The following is a 21,133-nucleotide window of genomic DNA, read 5'->3' on the forward strand; positions in this document are numbered from 1 at the left end:
CGCCTCGGCGCCCCGGCCCCGTCACTCCGGATCGACCCTCGACGCGATGAGGTCGAGCACCTTCGGGTGCGACAGCAGCGCGAAGTGCCCGACGACCGACACCGCGATGTTCTCGCGCGCGCCGACCAGGCGGCTGCCGCCGGGGATGTACTGGTCGCGCATGCCGTAGATCGACGTGATCCGCGCATCGGCGTCGCGCTCGGCGAGCAGGGTCCGGATGACCGGGCGGTGCGGATCGAACTCGCGCAGGGCGCGGGCGGGTGCGATCCGTGCGAGCGGCGAGCCGGAGAAGGGCGTCGAGACCGCGATCATGCGGTCGATGCGCCGCTCCTGCAGGTCGTCGACCACCATCATGTGCTTGCCGATCAGCCCGCCCTTGCTGTGCGCGACGACGACCACGTCGCGCAGGTCGTGCTCGCGGAGGTACTGCTGCCCGAGGGCCGCCGAGGCGACGATCGGACGCGTGTTGTGGCCGAGCGCCGGCAGCACGTGGATCGGATGGCCGGCGCCGTTCAGCCGGTCCGCGACAGGCCGGAGGAACTGCCACGTCTCGTAGACGCCCGGGATCAGCAGCACCGGCGCGCGATCGCCGTCGGAGTAGTGCGAGACGTCCCAGCCGTCGCGCAGATGCGCGAAGCGCGACCCGTAGGCGTAACGGTAGTCGCGGAGGTAGGCCCGCCGGAGCGAGACGGAGCGGCGCGCCGTCCCGGATCTACGCGCCGGCATACGCCTCTTCGAGCGCGCGGATGTCGAGCCGGTCCATCGCGAGCATCGCCTGCATGGCGCGGGAGGCGCCGTCGGCATCGGCTCCGCCGAGGAGATCGCCGAGGACGGACGGGACGATCTGCCACCACAGCCCCCATCGGTCCCGGAGCCACCCGCACCGGCTCTCCTGACCGCCGTCGGCCGTGAGCGCGTCCCAGAGGCGGTCGAGCTCGGCCTGCGACTCCACGGTCACCACGATCGAGACCGCCTCGGTGAAGGGGAAGCGCGGGCCCGCGTTGATCGCCTGGAACCGCTGCCCGTCGAGCTCGAACACCACCGAGAGCAGCGCTCCCGGTGACGGCGACCCCTCGGGCAGCACGCGGCTGTCGAGGATCCGCGAGTTCGGGACGAGCGACGTGTAGAACGCCGCCGCCTCCCCCGCTGCGTCGTCGAACCACAGGAAGGTGCTGACCGCGCCCATGGGCGCCTCCTCGTCCTCGTGCCGCGGACGGCGGATCAGAGCGGATTCACTCCGAACGCCGTCGCGAGCTTGTCGATCTTCTTGGCCCGGCCCAGGCGCGGCAGGTCGCTGCCGTCGCGGATCACGCGACCGCGCGCCTCGAAGTCGTCGAGGAAGTCGCGCGCCCACGCCACGTCGGACGGGGTGGGGCTGATGACCTCGTTGATGACCGCGAGCTGCTCGGTGTCGAGGCAGAGCTTGCCGGTGAGCCCGAGCGACACGGTCAGAGCCGACTGCTCGCGGAGCACGGGGTGGCTGTTCGAGACGGTCGGACCGTCGATGGGGCCGGGCAGATCCCCGATGCGCGAGGCGACGACGAGGCGCGAGCGCGGGTAGGCCATGGCCAGGTCGTCGGCGCTGGTGCCGGTGTCGCGGCGGTAGTCGCCGCTGCCGAACGCGAGCCGGAAGCAGCCGCGGGCGCGGGCGATGGAGACCGCCTCCTCGATCCCGAGGGCCGATTCGACGAGGGCGAGCACCGGGGTCGAGCCGCCGAGGCGGTCGAAGGTCTCGGTGACGTGCTCCGCCGCCTCCGTCTTGGCGAGCATGACGCCGGCGAGGCCGGGCAGGCCCTTCAGCGCATCGACGTCGTCCGACCAGAACGGAGTGGAGTGGTCGTTGATGCGGACCCAGGCCTTCTTGTCGCCCTTCAGCCACTCGACGACATCGGCGCGAGCGGCGGGCTTCGCCTTGGGGTCGACCGCGTCCTCGATGTCGAGGACGATCTGGTCGGCGCGCGACGCGTGCGCGGCGTCGAAGGTCTCGGTGCGCGTGGCGTTGACGAGGAGCCACGAGCGGGCGATCTCGGCGGGCACGTCGCGCCCCTTGCGCGTCAGGGGGGCGGGGGCGGTGGTGGTGTCGGGCGACGTCACGTGGTGGTCCTCTCGGTGGCGCGGTCCTCGCTCCGCGGACTCCGCCGCTGGGCGGCGGTGCCGGCTCCAGGGTAGCGGCATCGCGAGTGCGGCCGACGTCGGACGGGCCTCAGGCGCGCTCGGCGAGGCCCTTCGCGAAGGCGGCCTGGCCCACGTGCTGGGCGTCGTCGTCGACGACCGAGACCAGGCGCACGCCGAGGGTCACCGGCGGGTTCCACTGGCGGTCGACGACTTCGGCGAGGTCCTCGTCCGAGAGCGTGTCGAGGTAGGCGAGCGTCGTCGTGTGCACGGCGTCGTGGTACTCGGCGAGCAGGTGCGCGGGAACCGCGGCGAGCGCCGCCACCTCGGACGGCTCCTGCCCGTAGCCACTCGCACCCGGCTCGAAGGGCAGAGCGGAGCGACCGTGGAAGTCCTCGGCGGTCCAGACCTGCTCGTGACCCGCGAGCGGGGCGAGGTGGTCGTCCTGCACGCGCGTCAGGTGCCAGATCAGCCAGGCGGGCGAGTTGGCCTGCGCATCGGCGCGGAAGCCGAGCTGCTCGGGAGTGATGTCGTCGAGGACCGCGTGCACGTTCTGGTGCACCCGGTCGAAGGCGTCGCGGAGGAGGTCGATGGCTGCGCTCATCGCTCCAGTCTGCGCGGAGGCCCGCCTCCGCCGTCACCCCCTCGCCCCGGGCTCGGAGCAACCCCGGAGGCTGATGCCCGATAGTGGCTCCGTGACTCCCGGAACCCCGTACCTGGCGACGAAGCCGTGGCTGACCTCCTACGCGGAGGGCGTCCCGAGCGAGATCGATCCGCCCAACCAGACCCTCGTCGACCTCCTCGAGGACTCGGTCGCCCGCTACCGTCGCGGCACGGCCCTCGAGTTCTTCGGCGCCGGCACCACCTACGGCGAACTCGGCGAGAAGGTGTCCCGGGCCGCGGAGGGGCTGCGCCGACTGGGCGTCCGCCCCGGCGACCGCGTCGCGCTCGTGCTGCCCAACTGCCCCGAGCACGTGATCGCGTTCTACGCGGTGCTGCGGCTGGGCGCGATCGTGGTCGAGCACAACCCGCTCTACACGCCGCGGGAGCTGCGTCGGCAGTTCGAGGACCACGGCGCGCGCATCGCGGTGGTCTGGGACAAGGTCGCCGACACGGTCGCGGCGATGCCCGCCGATGTCGGCGTCGAGCGCGTCGTCGCGGTCGACCTGACGGAGTCGTTCCCGCTGGCGAAGCGCCTGGCGCTGCGCCTGCCGCTGCCGAAGGTCCGCGCGGCTCGCGCGAAGCTGACGGGGCGGCCCCGCTCCCGCTCGGTCCTCCCGTTCTCCCGCCTGCTCGGCGGCCGCCGGCTCTCGCGCTCGCACCCCCGTCCCTCCCTCGGCGACACCGCACTGCTGCAGTACACGAGCGGTACCACCGGCACGCCGAAGGGCGCGATCCTCTCGCACGCGAATCTGCGCGCGAACGCGATGCAGGGTCAGGCGTGGGTGCCGGGGCTCCGCGAGGGCGACGAGACGTTCTACGCGGTCCTCCCCCTCTTCCACGCCTACGGACTCACGCTCTGCCTGACCTTCGCGATCAGCATCGGGGCGAAGGTCGTGCTGTTCCCGACGTTCGACGTGGGACTCGTGAAGGCGGCCGCGAAGTCGTCGCCGCCCACGTTCCTGCCTGCAGTGCCTCCCGTGTACGACGCACTGGCCCGGGCGTCCGAGCGCGGCGAGCTCGATCTGCGCGGCATCCGCTTCGCCATCTCCGGAGCGATGGGGCTCCCCGTCGCGACCGTCGACCGCTGGGAGCGAGCGAGCCGCGGGCTCCTCGTCGAGGGCTACGGCATGACCGAGAGCTCGCCCGTCGCGATCGGCAACCCGGTGGGGGCGACTCGGCGGCCGGGCACCGTGGGCGTGCCGTTCCCGAGCACCGAGATCCGCCTCGTCGACCCGGCCGACCCCTCCGTCGACCGCGGACCCGGCGAATCGGGTGAGCTGCTGCTGCGCGGGCCCCAGGTGTTCCAGGGCTACTGGAGGCGCCCCGGCGAGACCGGCGAGACGCTGCTGGCCGACGGCTGGCTCCGCACGGGCGACATCGCGACGGTGTCGGCGGACGGCTTCGTGACGATCGTCGACCGCGCCAAGGAGCTGATCATCACGGGCGGGTTCAACGTGTCGCCGTCCGAGGTCGAGGGCGTCCTCGAGTCGCACCCCGACGTGTCGCGCGCGGCCGTGGTCGGGCTGCCCCGCCCGGAAGGCGGCGAGAGCGTCGCGGCCGCCGTCGTGCTGCGGGCGGGCGCGGCCGTGGACCCCGAGGCGCTGCGCGACTTCTGCCGCGTGCACCTCACCGCCTACAAGGTGCCCAAGCGCGTCGTCCCGGTCGACGAGCTGCCGACCTCGCTGATCGGCAAGGTGCTGCGCCGCGAGGTGCGCGACCGGCTGCTGGGCTGACGGACCCCGGAGGAGGACGACGTGGCGAGGATCGTGCAGTACCGCCGGATCGGCGGGCTCGAAGTGCTCGAGGTCGTCGACGTGCCCGAGCCCGAGGCTCCCGAGGGCGGCCTCGTGGTCGCGATCCGGGCTGCGGGCGTGAATCCGATCGAGTGGAAGATCCGCTCGGGGGTGCGGCCGAGCCCCCCTCTCACGGAACCGCGTCGGCTCGGCTCGGACGGGGCCGGCGTCGTGACCGCGATCGGCGCCGGAGTCGACGGCCGGCGCGTCGGCGACGAGGTCGTCGTGCAGGGCGCCTCCGGCACGTACGGCACCTCTGTCGTGGTCCGTCCCGAGAACCTCGATGCGAAGCCCCCGACCGTCTCGTTCGAGCAGGCGGCCGCGCTCGGCATCCCGATCGGCACCGCCTACCAGGCCGTCGTCTCGCTCGGCGTCGCCGAGGGCTCGACCTTCCTCGTGCATGCGGGCGCGGGGGCGGTCGGGCAGGCCGCCGTGCAATTCGCCCGGGAGCGGGGCGCCCGCGTGATCGCGACCGCGAGCCCGGCGAACCACGGGGTGCTGCGTGCGCTCGGGGCGGAGCCGGTGGCTTACGGCTCGGGCCTGCTGGCCCGGTTGCGCGAGGCGGCTCCCGACGGCGTCGACCGGGTGCTCGACGCCGCAGGCACCGACGAAGCCGTCGCCGCCTCGCTCGCCCTGGTCGAGGATCCGCAGCACGTGGGCACCGTCGTCGTGGGGGCGCGCGCCGCGGAGCTCGGCATCCGCGCCTGGTCGGGCGGCAACCCCGTGCCGCTGACCCCGGAGGAGCTGACCCTCCGCCGCGAGGCGATCCCGCACGCCCTCCGGCTGCTCGCCGAGGGCCGCTTCACGGTCGAGCTCGGGCCGCGCTTCGCCCTCGAGGACGTCGTCGAGGCGCACCGGGCGAGCGAGGACGGGCACGTCCGCGGGAAGATCCTCCTGGTGCCCTGACCGGCACCGTCCGCTCTCACCGTCGAGAAGGAGCCCGCCGTGGCCGCAGACGACCTCGTCCCCGTGATCCTCGGGGGTGCGCGCACCCCCTTCGCCCGCTTCGGCGGTGCGTTCGCCACCCTGTCCGCGACGGAGCTCGGTGCTCACGCGGTCCGCGCGGCCCTCGAGCGCTCGGGCGCGGACGCGCCCGACGTCGACGCGGTGATCCTCGGCCAGGTGATCCAGGCCGGGGCCGGGCAGGGGCCGGCGCGCCAGACGGCGATCCTCGCAGGCCTGGGCTGGCACGTGCCCGCCGTGACGATCAACAAGCTCTGCCTCTCGGGTCTCACCGCGGTGATCGATGCGGCCCGGCTCATCCGGACCGGCGAGGCGGCCGTCGTCGTCGCCGGTGGGCAGGAGTCCATGACGCGTACCCCGCACCTGCTCCTCGGCGCCCGCGACGGCGTCGGGGTCGGTGCGCAGCCGCTCGAGGACGCGCTTCTGAACGACGGGCTGCTCGACCCGTTCGACCAGCGGATCATGGGCCGGGTGACCGACGACGGGAACGCCGAGCGCGGCATCCGGCGGGATCGCCAGGACGCCTACGCCGCCCTCTCGCACCGACGGGCCTCGGCCGCCCGGGCGGCGGGGGTCCTCGCGGAGGAGATCGTGCCGGTGGCCGTGCCGCAGCGGCGGGGCGAGGACGTCGTCGTCTCGGAGGACGACGGGATCCGGCCGGAGACGAGCGAGGAGATCCTCGCCGGCCTCCGACCCGCCTTCTCCCCGGAGGGGACGATCACCGCCGGCAGCTCCTCCCCCCTCACCGACGGAGCCGCGGCGCTGGTCGTCGCGAGCCGGGGCTGGGCGCGCTCGAGAGGGCTGACCTGGATCGCCGAGATCGCCGAGCACGGGCAGGTCGCCGGACCGGACAACTCGCTGCACTCGCAGCCGTCCGCGGCGATCCTGCAGGCGCTCTCGCGCCGGGGAGCGGCGGTGGCCGATCTCGACGTGATCGAGATCAACGAGGCGTTCGCGTCGGTGGTTCTGCAGTCGGCGGACGACCTGGGCGTTGCGTCGGAGGCGGTGAACATCGACGGAGGCGCCATCGCTCTCGGTCACCCGGTCGGCGCCTCCGGCGCGCGGCTGGCCCTGCACCTCGCGCTCGCGCTGCGGCGACGAGGCGGAGGGCTCGGCGTCGCCGCGCTCTGCGGCGGCGGCGGGCAGGGCGAGGCACTGCTCCTGCGGGTCTGAGCGGAGGATCATCGGCCGCGCAGCGCGTCCAGGCCCCGGCCGCGTGGAGCGAGAGCCAACCCGGCGAGCGGGATCAGGGTCACCAGCGCGACGAGCGCTCCCACGTCGCTCCCCGCCAGCTGGAGTGCGAGCGGCGTCCACGGAAGCAGGACCGTCGCGGCGGCCGCTCCGGTCAGCACCCCCAGCCCTGTCAGCACGGCCGTCTCGACGGTCAGGGACAGGAGCAGGCGCCCGCTCGAGAGGCCGAGGCTGCGGTACAGCGCCAGATCGCGGCGCCGCGCCAGCCAGGACGTCGACAAGCCGGTGACGCAGAGGACGGCGCCGAGCGGAGGACCCCACGCCGACAGCCTTCTCGCGAGTCGGTCGTCGAGGGCACCGGCGGAGTCGGCGGCGGGCGCGAACGGAGCCGTCGTCGTCTCGTACTCGGCGGGGAACCACGAGAGGGCGACGGCCTCGACGCCCGCCACCGCCCCGCTCTCGGCCTCGATCAGGCACTCGGCGACGGAACCCGCTGCGGGCTCCGCGATCACGACCGCCCGGTCGACGAAGGGGATCCGCGGCGAGGCTCCCGCCACCTGGTCGAGCGCGATCGACTCGCTCCGCCCGTCGACGAGGAGACCCGAGAGCGTGCTGCGGCCGCTGACTCCGGCGCGTGAGCCGAGCAGCGCTCCCGCCACGGCGGAGGTCGGCTCGTCGGGCCGGAGTGCGTCCGCCGGCCAGACCACGTCCGCGTAGCCCGGAGTCGCGCGCACGAGCGTGACGGACGAGCCCCCCTCGGAGGGCAGGTCCTCGCTCGCGACCACACCGCCCGCGGCGACGACACCCGCGACAGCGCGAAGGGCGTCGCACCGGGCGGCCGGAAGCGGCACGCGGTCCTTCGCGGAGACCGTGAGCACCGTGGAGCCCGCGAGCACCTGCTCCCTCGCCTCGGCCTCGAGGGCCCCGACCTCGACCGACGTGAGCGCGGGCCCCAGGAAGCCCGACAGGATCGCCGCGGAGACGGCGAGGACCCCGAGAGCAGGGTGGGCCCTGACGGTGCGCACCGCCTCCTGCACGACGATCCCGAGCCGGAACCTCCTGCCGGTCACTCCGCACCTCGGGTTCCGAGTGCCCGCCGCGTGTCGAGGGGAACGCCTGCGTCGACCCCTGACTCGACCAGGAGCCCGGAGTCGATCCGCACGACGCGGTCGCAGGAGTCGGCGACGACGAGATCGTGGGTGGCGACGACGACGGCCGCACCCGACTCTGCGGCCGTCACCAGAGCGGCCACCACGAGGGAGCGGGACACCGCGTCGAGTGCCGCGGTCGGCTCGTCGGCGAGGATGAAAGTGCTGCGCGCCGCCATGGCGCGGGCGACGGCGACTCGCTGGCGCTCCCCGCCGGAGAGCCGGTGCACCGTCTGATCGGCCAACGCCTCGACACCGAGTGCCGCCATCGCGGCGAGCGCGTCGGCTTCCGCGGCCCGACGCGAGGCGCCCGCCGACAGCGCACCGAGAGCCACGTTGTCGAGAGCCGTGCGCCGGGTGAGCACGGGTGTCGACTGGACGATCCACGCGGAGCCCGCCTTCGGCACGGTGCGCACCGCACCGCTGGACGGGCGGAGGTCGCCGGCCACCACGCCCAGCAGAGTCGATTTGCCCGCACCGGAGGGCCCGACGAGGGCGACCGTCTGCCCCGCGCCGATCGTCAGGGAGACGTCGCGCAGGACCGTCCGGCCGCCGAGGACGACGCCGACGTCGGCGAGGGTCACGAGCACGGCGCTCCTCCCGTCGCGGTGGAGACGAGCACTTCGTCGCCGTCGGCGAGCGGCCCCGAGACGGTGCTGCGACCGAGCGTGCTGGACGCCACGGTGACCGCGATGCGCTCGCTCGGCCCGGCGCCGCCGCGGCGGACCAGGCACGACGCTCCCGTCTCGTCGATGCCGACGGCGGCACCCGGGACGATCCACGTCCCGGGCACGGGTTCGGCGACCAGGACCGCGTCGATCCTGGAGCGTGCGGGGTCGATCATCCCGTCGAGGGCGTCCCAGCCGCTCACCTCGACACCGAGGCGGTCCGGCGCGAGCGGAAGCTCACGTCCGCCCACCTCCAGCCGCTCGCCTTCGCCTGCAGTGACGGCGGTCTGCACCGTGCCCTCGTCGCCCTCGCCCGCCTCGGAGGTGCCCACCGCGTCGAGCAGGGCGCTCGACAGTCGCGGACGGCTCGTGACGATCACCTCCCCCGCCGCGGGTGCGGGTGCTCCGACGTGGAGTGCCGACGCGGCGACGCGGACGTCGGGCAGTGGCAGGAAGACGACCCAGGCGGGATCGAACGACTCCACCGTGCCGGACTGCGGAACGCCCAGCTCCTTCGCCAGCGATCGCACGGAGGCCAGCGTCCGAGCCGTGAACTCGTCGGAGTCGGGAGCGACGAGCCCGCGCCGGGACAGCAGAGCGTTCAGCGACGCCACGTCGGAACCCTCGTCGTCCCGGTGCAGCTCCCGGCCGAAGGGACGCTCGGACGTCACCGCGATCCGATCGATGCCGCCCACGGTCGCCAGGACGTCCCCCTCGTGGAGGACCGTGCCGGACCCGACGTCCGTCGCTTCGACGAGCCCGCTCCAGGCCGGGGCGTAGAGCTCGACCACTGGTGCTCGCCCGACGACGACTCCGATCGTCCGTCGCGTCGGGACCGTGCTCGCCTGCACCGGAGCCCAGACGTCGACCGCCGGGGCGAGCGACGCGGCCCGAGTGGATTCGTTCAGCTTCAGGTATCCGGCGACGGGCAGCGCGACCCAGACGAGCAGCCCGAGCACGAGGAGGGCGCGGAGGACCGCGCGACCGGCGCCGATCAGCGGCCCCCGCACCACTCCCCGTGCCATCTCAGTACCCCACCGACAGCGAGGTCATCTCGGGGTAGAGGCGTGCCGCCTCGTCCAGGACGCAGGCCGTCACCTCGTCGTCCTCGCCCTCGCCGACCGAGTCGACGAAGTCCGCGACAGCGGTCTCCTCCCCCGAGACCGAGAGCCCCTTCTCGGTCAGGCAGTCCGCGGTCGCCTGCGCCAGAGGAGGATCCATGACCTGGGGCTGCGACAGCTCGTATGCCTGAGCGACGCTCGTCGAGTACGCGGCGTGGCACTCGTCGATGTCCGCGAGGGCGGCCGACTGCTCCCGCGTGCCGATGTCCGTCGTCGACTCGTACCGCACGCCGTCCACCGGGCTGACCTGCGGACCCTCGACGGTGAACCCCTTCGCGGCGAGGCAGTCGGCGTAGAGCACGAACGACGCGTCGTACTCCTCGAACGTCACGAGACCGTCCTCGAGGAACGCGGCCTGCTCCTCGTGACCCGCTTCGCGCTCCTGATCCGCGAGTGCCTCGATCTGCGCCGACGACAACGGCTCGTGGGAGGCGGACTCGTTCGCGGGCGCGCCCGAGCAGCCGGCGAGCACGAGCATCAGGAGGGCGCCCGCACCCGCGAGCGCAGGGACCGAGAGCCTCATCAGGTGTTCCGGACGTAGCCGCCGTTGATGGAGTGGTTGCCGTAGACGGTCGCCGACGCCGGCTTCGCGATCGTCACGGTGACCGAGGCCCAGTTGTACTGCCAGGTGCTCACCGCCGAGCCGGCGATGGCACGGGCTCCCGCGGACTTGTTGCCCCAGCAGTAGCCGTCGAACGAGGTGAACGCGACCGCGCGGCCACTGCTGGCGTAGCTCCGATAGGCGTAGTTGCCCGCGTTGCAGCCCTGTGCCGGGGTGACCCGCGTCTGCCCCGAGCCGGCGGCGTCGGCCGGTGCGGCGACGATCCCGGTGAGCAGGGCGGCGACGACCGCTCCCGTGGCTGCGATCCGTCGTGTGCGTAGGGACATGGTGCTCCTCCTCCGTGCGGAACCGCCGATCGGTCCCCGCGGAATGAGGATATGTCGGAATACCACCTCCGTATGCGATTCGGCGCGCGGCGAGGTGCAGCAGGAGTGGAGATCGACCCTGTGGAGGACCGGCTCGGGCATCGCCGTCGTTGCGCGGACCCGCTCCTTCGCAGCCCTGTCAGCACCCCCGGCTACGCTCGCGGCATGAGCATCCTCAGCCCCGACGGCCTCGAGTTCGTGACCGAGCGCCACCTGGCCACCCTCTCCACTCCCGGCCGCGGTGGGCGCCTGCACGTCGTCGCCGTCGGCTTCACCTACGAGGACGGCGTGGTGCGCGTGATCACCTCGCGCGAGAGCCAGAAGGTGCTGAACGTGCGCCGCGGAGGCACCGCCACCGTCGGCCAGGTCGACGGCATCCGCTGGCTCAGCCTCGGCGGCCCCGCCTCGATCGAGGAGGAGCCCGACGCCGTCGCGCACGCCGTCGACCTCTACTCGCGCCGCTACCGCGTGCCCCGCGAGAACCCCCTCCGGGTCGCGATCCGCATCGACGTCGACTTCGCACTCGGCTCCTCGGGCCTGCGAGCCGGGTAGCGCGCGTGCGCTCGACCGACGCGCTGCGGGCCGACGGCACCCTCTCGTCGCTGCGCACCCATCGCTACGTCCGCGTCTCGCTCTGCGCGGCCGTCCTGCTGCTCGGGGTCGCAGTGCTGTGGCACCTTGTAGCCGTCGGTCCCCTCCGCTCGATCAGCGCGGCGTACTACACGCCCGTCCGCTCCGTCTTCGTCGGTGCCCTGTTCGCGGTCGCGGTGGGCCTCGTCGTGCTCGCCGGGCGGAGTCTGCGGCGGTACCTCCTGCTGCTCGGCGGCATGACCGCGCCCCTGATCGCGCTGGTCCCCGTGCCGCTGCGGTCCGACGAGCTCGCGCGACTGACCGGCGCGGGCTGCCCGGAGGGCGTCGTCCGGTGCCTGCCGCCGGGTGCGACCGACGAGATCGCCGCCGGGATGCTCGCCTACCTGGTCGTGGCCGGAGCGGTCCTCGTCGCCTCCACGGTGTTCCTCGCCCTCGATCGGGCACTCGACCGCGGCGCCCTCGTGAAGGTGGCGATCGCCGCCGCCCTCCTGGCCGCGCTGGCGGTGTGCGCCACGACCCCCGTGTTCGCCGCCGTCGCCCACTACGCCGCCGCCGCGGTCTTCTTCCTCCTGATGGCGGCGGTCGCCGCCGTGCACGCGCACGCTGTGCGGTCGGAAGGCGTCCGCGGCCCGGGCACGCCGCGGGGCTACTCGATCGTCTACGCCGTGCTCGCAGCTCTTCTCGCCGGGATCGATCTCGCCCTGGTCGCGCTGGTCGCGAGCGGAACCGGGGAGGCGCTGCTCGGCAAGCAGTGGCTCCTGCTGGTCGAGGCCGCCGCCCTCGCCCTCTTCACCGCGTTCTGGGTGCTCCAGACGGTCGAGAACTGGGACGACCCGGATCCGTCGCTCCGCTGATACCGACGGAATCCGAACGCTAAGCGCCTGGAACACGGAAGGCCCGCTCTCTCGAGCGGGCCTTCTGCAGTACCGGTGGATCCGAGGGGATTCGAACCCCTGACCTCTTCATTGCGAACGAAGCGCGCTACCAACTGCGCCACGGACCCGTGCCTCCCGAGCCGTCACCGGCCCGAACAACTCGTCCACACTAGCACGCCGCGAAGCGGGCTCCGAATCGACGAGCGGAGCCGTCAGGCTCCCCGTCGGCGCTGCAGAGCGCGGTCGAGGTCGATCGCGTCGACGCCGTCCACGACGCCCATCGACGCGAAGCGCGAGGTGGGGCGAGGGGCCTCCGGAGCCGGCGCGGGAGCGGCGGCGCGGGGGGTGCGGATCGGGGCGACCTCGGGAGCGGCGGCGGCGGCGCGCTGCGCCAGCTCCGCCTCCGCTGCTGCGGCACGCAGGCGCTCGACGGCGTCGATCGACGCCATGGCGCTCGCGGCCACGGTGCCCCGCGAGAGGTACAGCGGCTTCGGCAGCGGCTTGGGCGTCCAGCTCGCCGCCTCCTCCGCGACGGCCGACTCCTCCTCCGCGGGTGCGTCCTGCGCGAGCTCGGCCTCGAAGACCTCGGCGGGGCGACGCGAGACGGGGACCGACGTCGACGCCTCCGCCGCGGGAGCCGTCGAACGACGGCGTCCGGGGGCCAGCACCAGCAGTGTCGCGACTCCTGCGACGAGGAGCAGTGCGCCGAGCGAGGGCACCACCGCGGTGCCGCCGAACGGCAGCATCACGAGCCCGACCAGGCCGGCGACCATTCCGACCAGGACCGCCGCCGCCGCACCCTGACGCCAACGCAGCACACCCGGCTCCGTGCGAGTGCTCTGCTCCGTGGTCGCGGATGCTCGTCGCAGCGCCTCGCGCGCCGCCTTCTCCGCCTGTGCCAGCTCCATCGCCTGTGCCTTCTCTTCGGCTCGTCGTCGTGTCTCGGTGGCCCGGAGGGTGCGCTGCTGCAGCGCGACCTCGCGGGCCGTCGCCTCCGCACGCACGTGCTCGGGCACCTCCGCGGTCTCGGCGAGGATCCGCAGCGTCTGCTGCAGCCTCACCGCGTTGCGCTCGGTCGCGTTGTACGACCGTCGGCGCATCCACGTGGGGATCAGGTAGGCGACCCACAGAACGGCGGCGAGCGCCCAGACGACGCCCCCACCCAGCCAGTCGCTACTCATGCGACCCACGCTAGGAGTCGGAGGGTGTCCCGTCCGTCATTACGGGTAGGTGTGTCCGCGCGGATCGCCGAGAAGGCGGCTCCCCGTCCGGGGGATCCCCGCGCCGTCCGGCGGTCCGGAGAGACCCGAACGGTGCGACGCGCGCTGGTCGGCCTCGCTCGGAGTGCCCACGTCGTGCGGCACCTGGCCGTCGAGGTAGCGGCGCAGGACGCCGCGCGGCACTTCCTCCGCCACGAGGGCGAAGCAGAAGTGGTCGCGCCAGTCGCCGTTGATGTGGATGAACCGGCGCCGGAGGCCCTCGTAGCGGTAGCCGAGCTTCTCGACCACGCGCAGGCTCGGGCGGTTCTCGGGTCGGATGCAGATCTCCATCCGGTGCAGACCCAGATCGAGGAACGCGTGGTCGGTGGCGAGGGCGACGGCGATCGGAGTGATGCTGCGGCCGGCGAACCGCTCGGCCACCCAGTAGCCGATCGATCCCGACGAGAGCGAGCCGTAGCCGATGTTCGAGATGTTCAACTGCCCGGCGAGCTCGCCGTCCCACTCGATCAGGAACGGGACCCCTCCCCCGGCGCGGGCGTTCTGCTGCAGCGAGCGGATGCTCGCACGCACGTCGAACGCTGCGCCGCCGCGGGGATCGGACGCCTCCCACTGCCGCAGCCAGGCCCGGTTGGCGATCAGCTCGCGCTCGAGCGGGCGGGCGTCGCGGACCCGGATCGGGCGGATGGTGACTCGACCCTCGGAGAGCGTCGGGACTGGCAGCGGCATGTCCCGACTGTACTGCGCGATCGGAGGGGCGGAGAGGGGTGGACCGGTGCGGTCGGAAGGCTCACCGGGCCCGCGGATCCGGCCCGCACGCACGGGATCCCCCGCCGGAGCAGGGGATCCCGTCGGTGCTGTGCGAGGCGCGACCTCGTCGTCAGAGCGTGCTGACGAAGTCCTTCAGCCACGGCTTGAGGTCCTCGCCCAGGTCGGGACGGTCGGACGCGAGCTGCACGATCGCCTTGATGTAGTCGAGCTTGTCGCCCGTGTCGTAGCGGCGTCCGCGGAACACGACGCCGTAGACGCCGCCGAACTCGGCCGGGTCCTGCGCCATGCGCTCGAGCGCGTCGGTCAGCTGGATCTCGCCGCCCTTGCCGGGCTGGGTCTCCTCGAGCACGCCGAACACGTCCGGCTTGAGGACGTAGCGGCCGATGATGGCGAGGTTGGAGGGCGCGTCCTCCTTGGAGGGCTTCTCGACGAGACCGGTGATGCGCACCACGTCGCCCTCGTCGGTGGCCTCGACCGCGGCGCAGCCGTACAGGTGGATCTGGTCGGGATCGACCTCGAGCAGTGCCACGACGGTCGTGTCGCGCTGCTCGGCGACGTCGATCATGCGGGTCAGGAGGGGGTCGCGGGCGTCGATGAGATCGTCGCCCAGGAGGACGGCGAAGGGCTCGTCACCCACGTGGCGCTGCGCGCGGGAGACGGCGTGGCCGAGGCCCTTCGGCTCGCCCTGGCGGACGAAGTGCACGTCGGCCAGGTCGCTCGCGTACTTGACGTGGGCCAGCTTGGCGTCGTCGGCCTTCTTGCTGAGGTTGAGCTCGAGCTCGGGGACCGAGTCGAAGTGGTTGGCGAGCGCGTTCTTGTTGCGCCCGATGATGACGAGGACGTCCTGGAGACCGGCGTCCGCCGCTTCCTCCACCACGTACTGGATCGCCGGCTTGTCGACGACCGGCAGCATCTCCTTGGGGATGGCCTTGGTCGCCGGCAGGAAGCGGGTGCCGAGACCGGCGGCAGGGATGACGGCTTTGCGGATACGAGTGCCCATGGGGCGTCACTATAGCGGCGGTGATGGTCGCGGATGTTTCGCGGAAAGCCGGGGAGCAGGCGGTCGGCCCCTGTTCTGGGTCACCCCCGGATGAGCGGCACTCAGCGCGCCCCACCACCGCCGATCCCGCCGGTCACCCCCGATCTAGACTGAGCGCATGCCAGCCGACACCACTCACGAGAAGCGGGCGCTGCGCGCCGAGCTGCGCGAGCGCCGACGCACGCAGACGACCACCTCTCGCGAGCAGGCCACGGCCCGCATCACGGAACACCTCATCGACCTGGTCACCCGTCACGGGGCCGGGTCGATCGCGTGCTACCTGTCGGCGCCCGACGAGCCGAGCACCCGCCCGTTCCTCGGCTGGGCCGAGAGCCACGGCATCCGGGTCCTCTTCCCCATCTCCCGCCAGGACGGGCTGCTCGACTGGGCCGTCGGCGACGGGCACACCGAGACGCAGGGCCTGTTCGGGATGCCGGAGCCGGTCGGCGCCCTCCTCGGACCGATCGCGATCAACGACGTCGACCTGATCATCGTCCCCGCCGCCTCCGTCGACCGGACCGGCATGCGGATGGGCTGGGGCCGCGGCTACTTCGACAAGACCCTCGGCTCGATGGAGAAGTGCCCGCCGGTCTACGCGGTCGTCTTCGACAGCGAGCTCGTCGACCATGTGCCCAGCGAGGTGCACGACCAGGCCGTCGACGGCGTCGTGACGCCCTCCGGCGTCCTCGACATCGCGCGCTGAGCGCACTCCTCCTCCTCCCCCTCCTCACTCCCCCTTCGCTTCAGGAGCACCAGTGCCCACCTACTCCTACCGCTGCACGCAGTGCGGCAACGCCTTCGACATCCAGCAGAAGTTCACGGACGACACGCTGACGGAGTGCCCCAGCTGCCAGGGCGCGCTGCGCAAGGTCTTCAGCGCGGTCGGCGTGACCTTCAACGGGTCCGGGTTCTACCGCACGGACTCGCGCTCGTCCGGAGCGAAGGGGTCGTCGTCGGGGTCGGACTCGTCGTCGTCGGGGGGCTCGACGCCGGCGCCGGCGTCCACGGGCGGGTCGTCGTCGGGAGGCTCCTCGTCGGGAGGGTCGTCGTCGTCGTCGGGTTCCTCGGGATCCTCGTCCTCGGGCTCCTCCTCCGGATCCTCCTCCTCCTCCTCCGGGTCGTCGTCCTCAGGGAGCTGACCTCGGCGTCTCGCACTCGGCGACACACCTCCGCGCACGACCCTCCGCCCGCCGGCAGAAACGGAACAGACCATGATCAACGGCTTCAAGGAGTTCATCCTCCGCGGCAACGTCATCGACCTGGCTGTCGCCGTGGTCATCGGCGCGGCGTTCACCACCATCGTCAACGCGATCGTGACGGGCATCTTCAACCCGCTCATCGGAGTGATCTTCGACGCGTCGTCGCTGCAGGCGCTCGGTTGGACGATCCGCGAGGGCGTCGGCGGCGAGGACGACACGGTCATCGCCTACGGAGCCGTCCTCTCGGCCCTCATCCAGTTCGTGATCGTCGCGTTCGTGCTCTACTTCGCATTCGTGCTGCCGATCAACCACCTCAAGAACGCGGCGTTCAAGAAGAAGATGGACGACGCTCCCGCTGCCGAGGACAAGGCGCCGACCGAGCTCGAGCTCCTCGCTGACATCCGCGACCTGCTCGCCAACGGCGGCACCGCCACGACCGCCAACTCGGGCAAGCACGTCGACTGAGTTCTTCTGTTCTTCCTCGCCGGCGGCGAGGAAGAACCGCGGTCGGCTTCCCGAGGTGGGCGCGTTCCGCAGAGCGTTGTGCGGACGGTGCGTCCGAAACGCTCGCACGCGTTTCGGACGACACCTGCACCCTGCGGAGGTCGCCCTCCGGAGGCTTTTCTGTGGCAGCGCGCTGGTCGAGCAGCCAGAGTAACGACACCACCTGTCCTCGCGCGTGCAGATCCCGACACGGCCGCGGAGGGTGCCGCTCGATGGACAGGCGGCGCCGGACGTCGACGCACGGCTCAGTAGTGGGGCGGGACGTCCTGGCGGAGGCGGAAGTCGTTCGGGCCGGTGTCGGGCCGGAGAGGCGGCACCTCGGGGTCGGGCACGGGGGCGTCGTGCGGCGACGGGTCCGTGCCCGGCTTCGCGGGCAGGGTCGCCCGCCGACCGCCGCGCGAGCGCCGGAGCGGGCGATCGGCTCCGGCGGGTGCGGCGGTCGGCGGGTCCTCGGTCACGCGTCGTCGCGCGGCTGGATCTCGATCGGCTGGGTCTCGCTCGACACGGGCGCCGGCGCCGCCGTCGCGACGACCGCGGGAGCCGGCGTCTCGGGCTCGGGTGCCGGAGCCTCGTCGGCCGGACCCCCGATCAGCCCCGCGACCCGCGCGGCCACGGCCTCGGGGTCGGCGAACAGCTCGAAGTTGTGCACGCGCAGGTAGTGCCAGCCGAGACGGCGCAGCAGCTCCGGACGCAGCCGCAGCGAGACCCGGAGGCTCTGCGTGCTGACGTCGCGGTCGGTCTCGACCACGACGGCCCGCGTCCCGTGCGCGGCCACCAGCGCCAGCTTGCCCTTGTGCCCGATGTTCACCCTCAGGCCGCGACGCTCGAGGCGTGCGGCCAGGTCGACCAGCATCGGCTCGGAGTAGTCGTCGCGGTCGCTCGGCTGGACGCGGTCCTCCGCCTCCTGCAGCACCTGCGCGAGCGCCACCATGCCGTGCCGCATCCGCGACTCGTCGATGTCGCCGGGCCGGAAGCACGAGACGATGTCCATCGAGCGACGGGCCCTGGTCATGCCGACCGCGAGCAGCCGCTCGCCGCCCGCCTCGGCCAGCGCGCCGAAGTTCGACAGCAGCCGTCCGTGCGGAGTGCGGCCGTACCCGATCGAGAAGATGACCCGGTCGCGGCTCTGCGCGACCGACTGCTCGAGGGTCACGACGGTGAACGGCTCGGGCCGGTCGCCGAGGATGAAGTCGTTCAGATCGGTGCGCTTGGCGAACGCCGTGAGCACGGCCTGCTGCACGCGCACGGCGTGACGCGGGCTCGCGGTGATCACCATGAGCGACTCACGCGGGCGGATGACCGCGTGCTCGAGGACCAGCTCGACGACCTTCGCGACCTCGGCGTCGACGGACTCGACCGCTCCGGAGTCGTTCTCGGGCATGCCGTGACCGCTCGCGATGTAGTGGAAGCGGAGCGAGTCGTGGCCGAGGAAGGATCCGGCCCAGGGCAGGGAGTCGATCCGGCCGCCGTAGAAGCGGCGGTTGACCAGCTCGGCGAGGTCCTCGCCGCCGGCCCGGTAGCTCCGGGTCAGCGTGACCGTGTTGAGCAGCTCGCCCAGGCGCGCGAGCGCCGACTGCGCGTGCAGGGCCTCGACGTCGGTGCGGGTCGCGGTGCTGCCGAACTCGACCGACTCGTCGACGCGCAGGCCGAACGGAGTGGGCGTCTGCGTCACCGGATCGCCGAACGCGACGACCTGCTTCGCGCGGCGGATCGCTCCGACGTTCTCGGCGAGGGTCGTGGCGCCGGCGTCGACGAGGAAGACCGTGTCGAACGTGGTCTCGGTGCCGATGCGGTGCACCTCGTAGGGCGACACGAGCCACGCCGGAGCGAGCACGCGCGACAGGTGCGGAGCCGCCTTCTGCAGCTCCTGCGGAGTCGTCGCCGCCTCGGTGCGCAGCAGCGCGCGCAGGGCGTCGCGCTCCTGCGGCCAGTCGACGAGGCCGATCTTCCAGGTCTCGGACAGCTTCCAGGCCAGCAGCTCGGCGCTGGAGGCGGCGTGCGCCTCGTCGACGAGCTTGAAGTCGGCCTCGAGGCGGTCGAGAACGGAGGTGTTCCCGCCGAGCAGCGCGCGCTCGTCGGTCAGCATGATCTCGAGGGCCGAGCGCCACCAGGCGAGGTCGAGCTCGATCGCGACCAGCTCGGCGGGCACGTGGCGGCGCGAGAGGTCGGCGAGCAGCGGATCCAGGCCCCACTCGCGCAGCGTCGAGAGCAGCGTGGTGCGCTCCTGCAGGTTGGCCAGGACCTCGCTGTCCTCGGCGAGCCCGGAGACCATCGAGGCGAGCTCGGCCAGCGGGAGCGAGGCGAGCTGGACGTTGGTGCCGCGGCGGCCGAGCGGCTCGTCGAGCCGGCCCAGGTCGTCGGCGACCTGCTGGTACGCGACCTGCACGTCGGCGACTCCGACGGGCACCTCGGGCACCGTGCCGGCGACGGCGTAGCGCTGCCAGAGGGTGCGCTGCTGCTGCACGCGGCGCAGCGAGGCGTTGAGATCGGTGACGTGCGCGCCGGGCCGCATGTACTCGCGGGCGAGCTTCTTCAGGCGGCGTCGGTTCGTCGAGGACATCTCGGCGGCGTCCCGACGCGGCGAGGTCGCCACGATGAGGTCCTGGATCGACCGGTCGAAGACGGCCGGCTGGAACTTGTCGAGGGTCTCGCGGACGTCCTGGAGCAGGCGCAGGTAGATGCCGAGCTCGGCGACCGACTCGAACGGGCGCATCCGGGTCTGGCCGACGACGTCCTGGGCGCGGTCGAGCAGTCGAGGCAGATCGCGCAGGTGAAGCCGCTTGGCGAGCTCGTGCGCCGCCTCCGCCTCGCTGGTCGAATCGAAGTGCGCGCCGTACCACGGCGAGTCGCCCGGACCGTAGCGGAACTCCCCCAGCCGGGCCGACTCGATCAGCATGCGCGTGGCCTCGGGGCGGCTGTGCGCGAGCGCGGTCACGGCGCGGCGCTCGAGGCGCGCGGTGGTCGACGGAGGGGTGCGCAGCTGCGACAGGCGCGCGAGCTCCTCGAGGGCCTGCAGCGCCGAGACGCCGAAGCTGTCGTCGCGGCGCGAGAGCGCGCCGCGGTAGTCGAGGAGCACCTTGCGCAGGCGCAGCAGGGCGTCGTCGATCTCACTCACGGAGGGGCGCGCGGCCTTCTCGTTGCGGCCGATCGACTGGATGAGGTCGCGGCGCAGCGTGCGCGGGCCCACGGCGATGCCGCCGAGGCCGGCCGAGACGAGCCGCTGGTGGATGCTGTCGAGGCTCGAGCGGCGAGCGCCCACCACGAGCACCCGCTTGTGCTGCGCGGCGAGGGCGCCGATCGCGTTGACGATCGTCTGGGTGCCGCCGGTGCCCGGCAGAGTCTTGACGACGAGGGAGTTGCCGGCCGCGATGTTCGCGATGACCTGCTCCTGCTCGGCATCGGCATCGAGCAGGAGGTTGTCGGTCGCGGGCGGGCGCTCGTCCTGCGGGATGATCGAGGCGACCTTCTGCGACTGCTGGAGCGAGCGCTTGGCGGCGGGGTTGCCGGCCACCGCATCCAGCACCGGGTGCTCGAGCATCCGGGCGTCCCGGAGCATGTCGCCCGCCACGTCGGCGAAGCTCGAGACCACGAGGCGGGGGTGCACGGCGAACCAGGGCAGGTGCGAGGTCAGTCCGCGGAGCTGGTCGATGACCGGCTGCGGCTTGAAGACGCCGCTCTGCACGGCGAGCTCGACGAACTGCTCGGGATCGACGGTGATCCCGAACTGCTGCTTGAGGGCGCGCGCGAGCTGAGGGTTGAAGAACGGCTGACCCTTGAGCTTGAGCTCGAAGTCGCGGCCGTAGCGCCGGATCGCGAGCGGACGCAGGAGGACGGGAGCGGTGAACTCGGTCTCGCCCGCGCGCCACTGCGCCAGCCCGATCGCGAGGTGGACGCCCTCGATGCCGCGGACCGAGCGCAGCTCGATGCCCTTGTCGGTGATCGCCGCGGCCGCGTTCTTCGCGGTCCGCAGGGCGAGCTCGTCGCGGATGAGCGAGGAGAGGAGGGTCGTCTTGCCGGAGATGAAGGGAGGGAGGCCGCCCGGATGGGTGGTCGACAGCTCGATCCGCGTCCGGGGCGAGTCGACGAAGTGCAGGAGCGGCGACGGGCCGCCCACCTTCGCCAGCTCGTCACGCCACGACTGCCACACCGGATCCGCGACGTTGCCGCTGCGGTAGCCCGCCTCACCACTGGTCACCTGTCCGGGGGACGTGGTGGTGGAGGAGAGCTGGAGAGCGGACGCCTCCCGCGGGTCACCGGATTCGGGTGAGGTCGCCACCGGTCCGGCTCCTGGGAAATCGTCGACACGTTGCACACGGACACCCTAAACCGGGTACATGCGAAAGCCTGTAGC

22 protein-coding genes, 1 tRNA gene and 1 pseudogene are annotated in these 21,133 nt (G+C 72.7%); 8 read left to right on the forward strand and 16 right to left on the reverse strand.

The genetic code is table 11. From position 1 onward, the window contains the following. Nucleotides 1–21: 21 nt before the first annotated feature. From LRG51_RS05645 to LRG51_RS05660, 4 genes are all read right to left on the reverse strand, one after another. Nucleotides 22–726 (reverse strand): esterase/lipase family protein, encoded by a 705-nt coding sequence (locus LRG51_RS05645; protein ID WP_230671591.1) that lies wholly within the window; start codon nt 724–726, stop codon nt 22–24. Continuing rightward, nucleotides 713–1,186 carry a VOC family protein gene (locus LRG51_RS05650; RefSeq protein ID WP_230671593.1) on the reverse strand — a complete coding sequence of 158 codons (474 nt, stop codon included), beginning with the start codon at nt 1,184–1,186 and terminating at the stop codon, nt 713–715. Before LRG51_RS05650 ends, LRG51_RS05645 begins: the two co-directional genes overlap by 14 nt. 35 nt (nt 1,187–1,221) lie before the next feature. Continuing rightward, the gene (locus LRG51_RS05655; RefSeq protein ID WP_230671596.1) at nt 1,222–2,094 is read right to left on the reverse strand and encodes an HpcH/HpaI aldolase/citrate lyase family protein; all 873 of its coding nucleotides are present in this window, start codon (nt 2,092–2,094) and stop codon (nt 1,222–1,224) included. 109 nt (nt 2,095–2,203) lie between these two features. Then, nucleotides 2,204–2,716 carry a mycothiol transferase gene (locus LRG51_RS05660; protein ID WP_230671598.1) on the reverse strand — a complete coding sequence of 171 codons (513 nt, stop codon included), beginning with the start codon at nt 2,714–2,716 and terminating at the stop codon, nt 2,204–2,206. A 73-nt stretch (nt 2,717–2,789) separates the two neighbouring features. Between LRG51_RS05660 and LRG51_RS05665 the strand changes: the two genes are divergently transcribed. Genes LRG51_RS05665 through LRG51_RS05675 form a run of 3 tightly spaced genes read left to right on the forward strand, consistent with a single transcriptional unit; the run spans nt 2,790 to nt 6,704 of the window. Beyond that, on the forward strand, nt 2,790–4,508 hold the full coding sequence (locus LRG51_RS05665) for a long-chain-fatty-acid--CoA ligase (RefSeq protein ID WP_230671600.1): 1,719 nt from the start codon (nt 2,790–2,792) through the stop codon (nt 4,506–4,508). 21 nt (nt 4,509–4,529) lie between these two features. Further along, nucleotides 4,530–5,474, forward strand: a complete 945-nt coding sequence (locus LRG51_RS05670; RefSeq protein ID WP_230671602.1) for an NADP-dependent oxidoreductase — start codon at nt 4,530–4,532, stop codon at nt 5,472–5,474. Nucleotides 5,475–5,513: 39 nt separating this feature from the next. Beyond that, nucleotides 5,514–6,704, forward strand: coding sequence for an acetyl-CoA C-acyltransferase (locus LRG51_RS05675; protein WP_230671604.1), 1,191 nt, complete (start codon nt 5,514–5,516; stop codon nt 6,702–6,704). 8 nt (nt 6,705–6,712) lie between these two features. On the opposite strand, the gene LRG51_RS05680 is transcribed toward LRG51_RS05675, so the two are convergent. Genes LRG51_RS05680 through LRG51_RS05700 form a run of 5 tightly spaced genes read right to left on the reverse strand, consistent with a single transcriptional unit; the run spans nt 6,713 to nt 10,547 of the window. Next, nucleotides 6,713–7,792, reverse strand: a complete 1,080-nt coding sequence (locus tag LRG51_RS05680) for an FtsX-like permease family protein (RefSeq protein WP_230671606.1) — start codon at nt 7,790–7,792, stop codon at nt 6,713–6,715. Next, nucleotides 7,789–8,460 (reverse strand): ATP-binding cassette domain-containing protein, encoded by a 672-nt coding sequence (locus LRG51_RS05685; RefSeq protein WP_230671608.1) that lies wholly within the window; start codon nt 8,458–8,460, stop codon nt 7,789–7,791. The genes LRG51_RS05680 and LRG51_RS05685 overlap by 4 nt, the downstream gene beginning before the upstream one ends. After that, nucleotides 8,451–9,563, reverse strand: coding sequence for a hypothetical protein (locus tag LRG51_RS05690; RefSeq protein WP_230671610.1), 1,113 nt, complete (start codon nt 9,561–9,563; stop codon nt 8,451–8,453). The genes LRG51_RS05685 and LRG51_RS05690 overlap by 10 nt, the downstream gene beginning before the upstream one ends. A 1-nt stretch (nt 9,564) precedes the next feature. Next, nucleotides 9,565–10,182 (reverse strand): hypothetical protein, encoded by a 618-nt coding sequence (locus tag LRG51_RS05695; protein WP_230671612.1) that lies wholly within the window; start codon nt 10,180–10,182, stop codon nt 9,565–9,567. Beyond that, nucleotides 10,182–10,547, reverse strand: a complete 366-nt coding sequence (locus LRG51_RS05700) for a hypothetical protein (RefSeq protein ID WP_055787911.1) — start codon at nt 10,545–10,547, stop codon at nt 10,182–10,184. The genes LRG51_RS05695 and LRG51_RS05700 overlap by 1 nt, the downstream gene beginning before the upstream one ends. A gap of 204 nt (nt 10,548–10,751) precedes the next feature. Here LRG51_RS05700 and LRG51_RS05705 point away from each other — a divergent pair, with 204 nt between their 5' ends. Then, nucleotides 10,752–11,138 (forward strand): pyridoxamine 5'-phosphate oxidase family protein, encoded by a 387-nt coding sequence (locus tag LRG51_RS05705; protein ID WP_056867448.1) that lies wholly within the window; start codon nt 10,752–10,754, stop codon nt 11,136–11,138. 5 nt (nt 11,139–11,143) lie between these two features. Continuing rightward, nucleotides 11,144–12,031 (forward strand): hypothetical protein, encoded by an 888-nt coding sequence (locus LRG51_RS05710; protein WP_230671614.1) that lies wholly within the window; start codon nt 11,144–11,146, stop codon nt 12,029–12,031. Nucleotides 12,032–12,107: 76 nt separating this feature from the next. Here the strand turns inward: LRG51_RS05710 and LRG51_RS05715 are convergent. From LRG51_RS05715 to galU, 4 genes are all read right to left on the reverse strand, one after another. Beyond that, nucleotides 12,108–12,180: transfer RNA gene (locus LRG51_RS05715), tRNA-Ala, on the reverse strand. A gap of 84 nt (nt 12,181–12,264) precedes the next feature. Continuing rightward, nucleotides 12,265–13,233 carry a hypothetical protein gene (locus tag LRG51_RS05720; RefSeq protein ID WP_230671616.1) on the reverse strand — a complete coding sequence of 323 codons (969 nt, stop codon included), beginning with the start codon at nt 13,231–13,233 and terminating at the stop codon, nt 12,265–12,267. 39 nt (nt 13,234–13,272) lie between these two features. Then, on the reverse strand, nt 13,273–13,998 hold the full coding sequence (locus LRG51_RS05725) for a GNAT family N-acetyltransferase (protein ID WP_082481011.1): 726 nt from the start codon (nt 13,996–13,998) through the stop codon (nt 13,273–13,275). A gap of 151 nt (nt 13,999–14,149) precedes the next feature. Further along, nucleotides 14,150–15,040: a UTP--glucose-1-phosphate uridylyltransferase GalU gene (gene galU, locus LRG51_RS05730; RefSeq protein WP_230671618.1), complete on the reverse strand. Its 891-nt coding sequence runs from the start codon at nt 15,038–15,040 to the stop codon at nt 14,150–14,152. 157 nt (nt 15,041–15,197) lie between these two features. Here galU and LRG51_RS05735 point away from each other — a divergent pair, with 157 nt between their 5' ends. Beyond that, nucleotides 15,198–15,782, forward strand: coding sequence for a 5-formyltetrahydrofolate cyclo-ligase (locus LRG51_RS05735; protein ID WP_055787897.1), 585 nt, complete (start codon nt 15,198–15,200; stop codon nt 15,780–15,782). A gap of 52 nt (nt 15,783–15,834) precedes the next feature. Next, a pseudogene (locus LRG51_RS19565) lies at nt 15,835–15,975 on the forward strand (FmdB family zinc ribbon protein); the annotation flags it as partial. Between the two features lie 14 nt (nt 15,976–15,989). On the opposite strand, the gene LRG51_RS19570 reads toward LRG51_RS19565, so the two are convergent. Continuing rightward, a complete protein-coding gene (locus LRG51_RS19570; RefSeq protein ID WP_329958737.1) occupies nt 15,990–16,334 on the reverse strand; it encodes a hypothetical protein in 345 nt (114 codons plus the stop codon). Between LRG51_RS19570 and mscL the strand changes: the two genes are divergently transcribed. Further along, nucleotides 16,291–16,743 (forward strand): large conductance mechanosensitive channel protein MscL, encoded by a 453-nt coding sequence (gene mscL, locus LRG51_RS05745; protein ID WP_200930970.1) that lies wholly within the window; start codon nt 16,291–16,293, stop codon nt 16,741–16,743. The two genes, LRG51_RS19570 and mscL, sit on opposite strands and share 44 nt — an antisense overlap. A 284-nt stretch (nt 16,744–17,027) precedes the next feature. On the opposite strand, the gene LRG51_RS05750 is transcribed toward mscL, so the two are convergent. Further along, on the reverse strand, nt 17,028–17,240 hold the full coding sequence (locus LRG51_RS05750; protein ID WP_055787891.1) for a hypothetical protein: 213 nt from the start codon (nt 17,238–17,240) through the stop codon (nt 17,028–17,030). After that, nucleotides 17,237–21,058, reverse strand: coding sequence for a DEAD/DEAH box helicase (locus LRG51_RS05755; RefSeq protein WP_230671621.1), 3,822 nt, complete (start codon nt 21,056–21,058; stop codon nt 17,237–17,239). Before LRG51_RS05755 ends, LRG51_RS05750 begins: the two co-directional genes overlap by 4 nt. Between the last annotated feature and the right edge of the window lie 75 nt (nt 21,059–21,133).

This window comes from Rathayibacter sp. Leaf248, assembly GCF_920939495.1.
Lineage (GTDB): Bacteria > Actinomycetota > Actinomycetes > Actinomycetales > Microbacteriaceae > Rathayibacter > Rathayibacter caricis.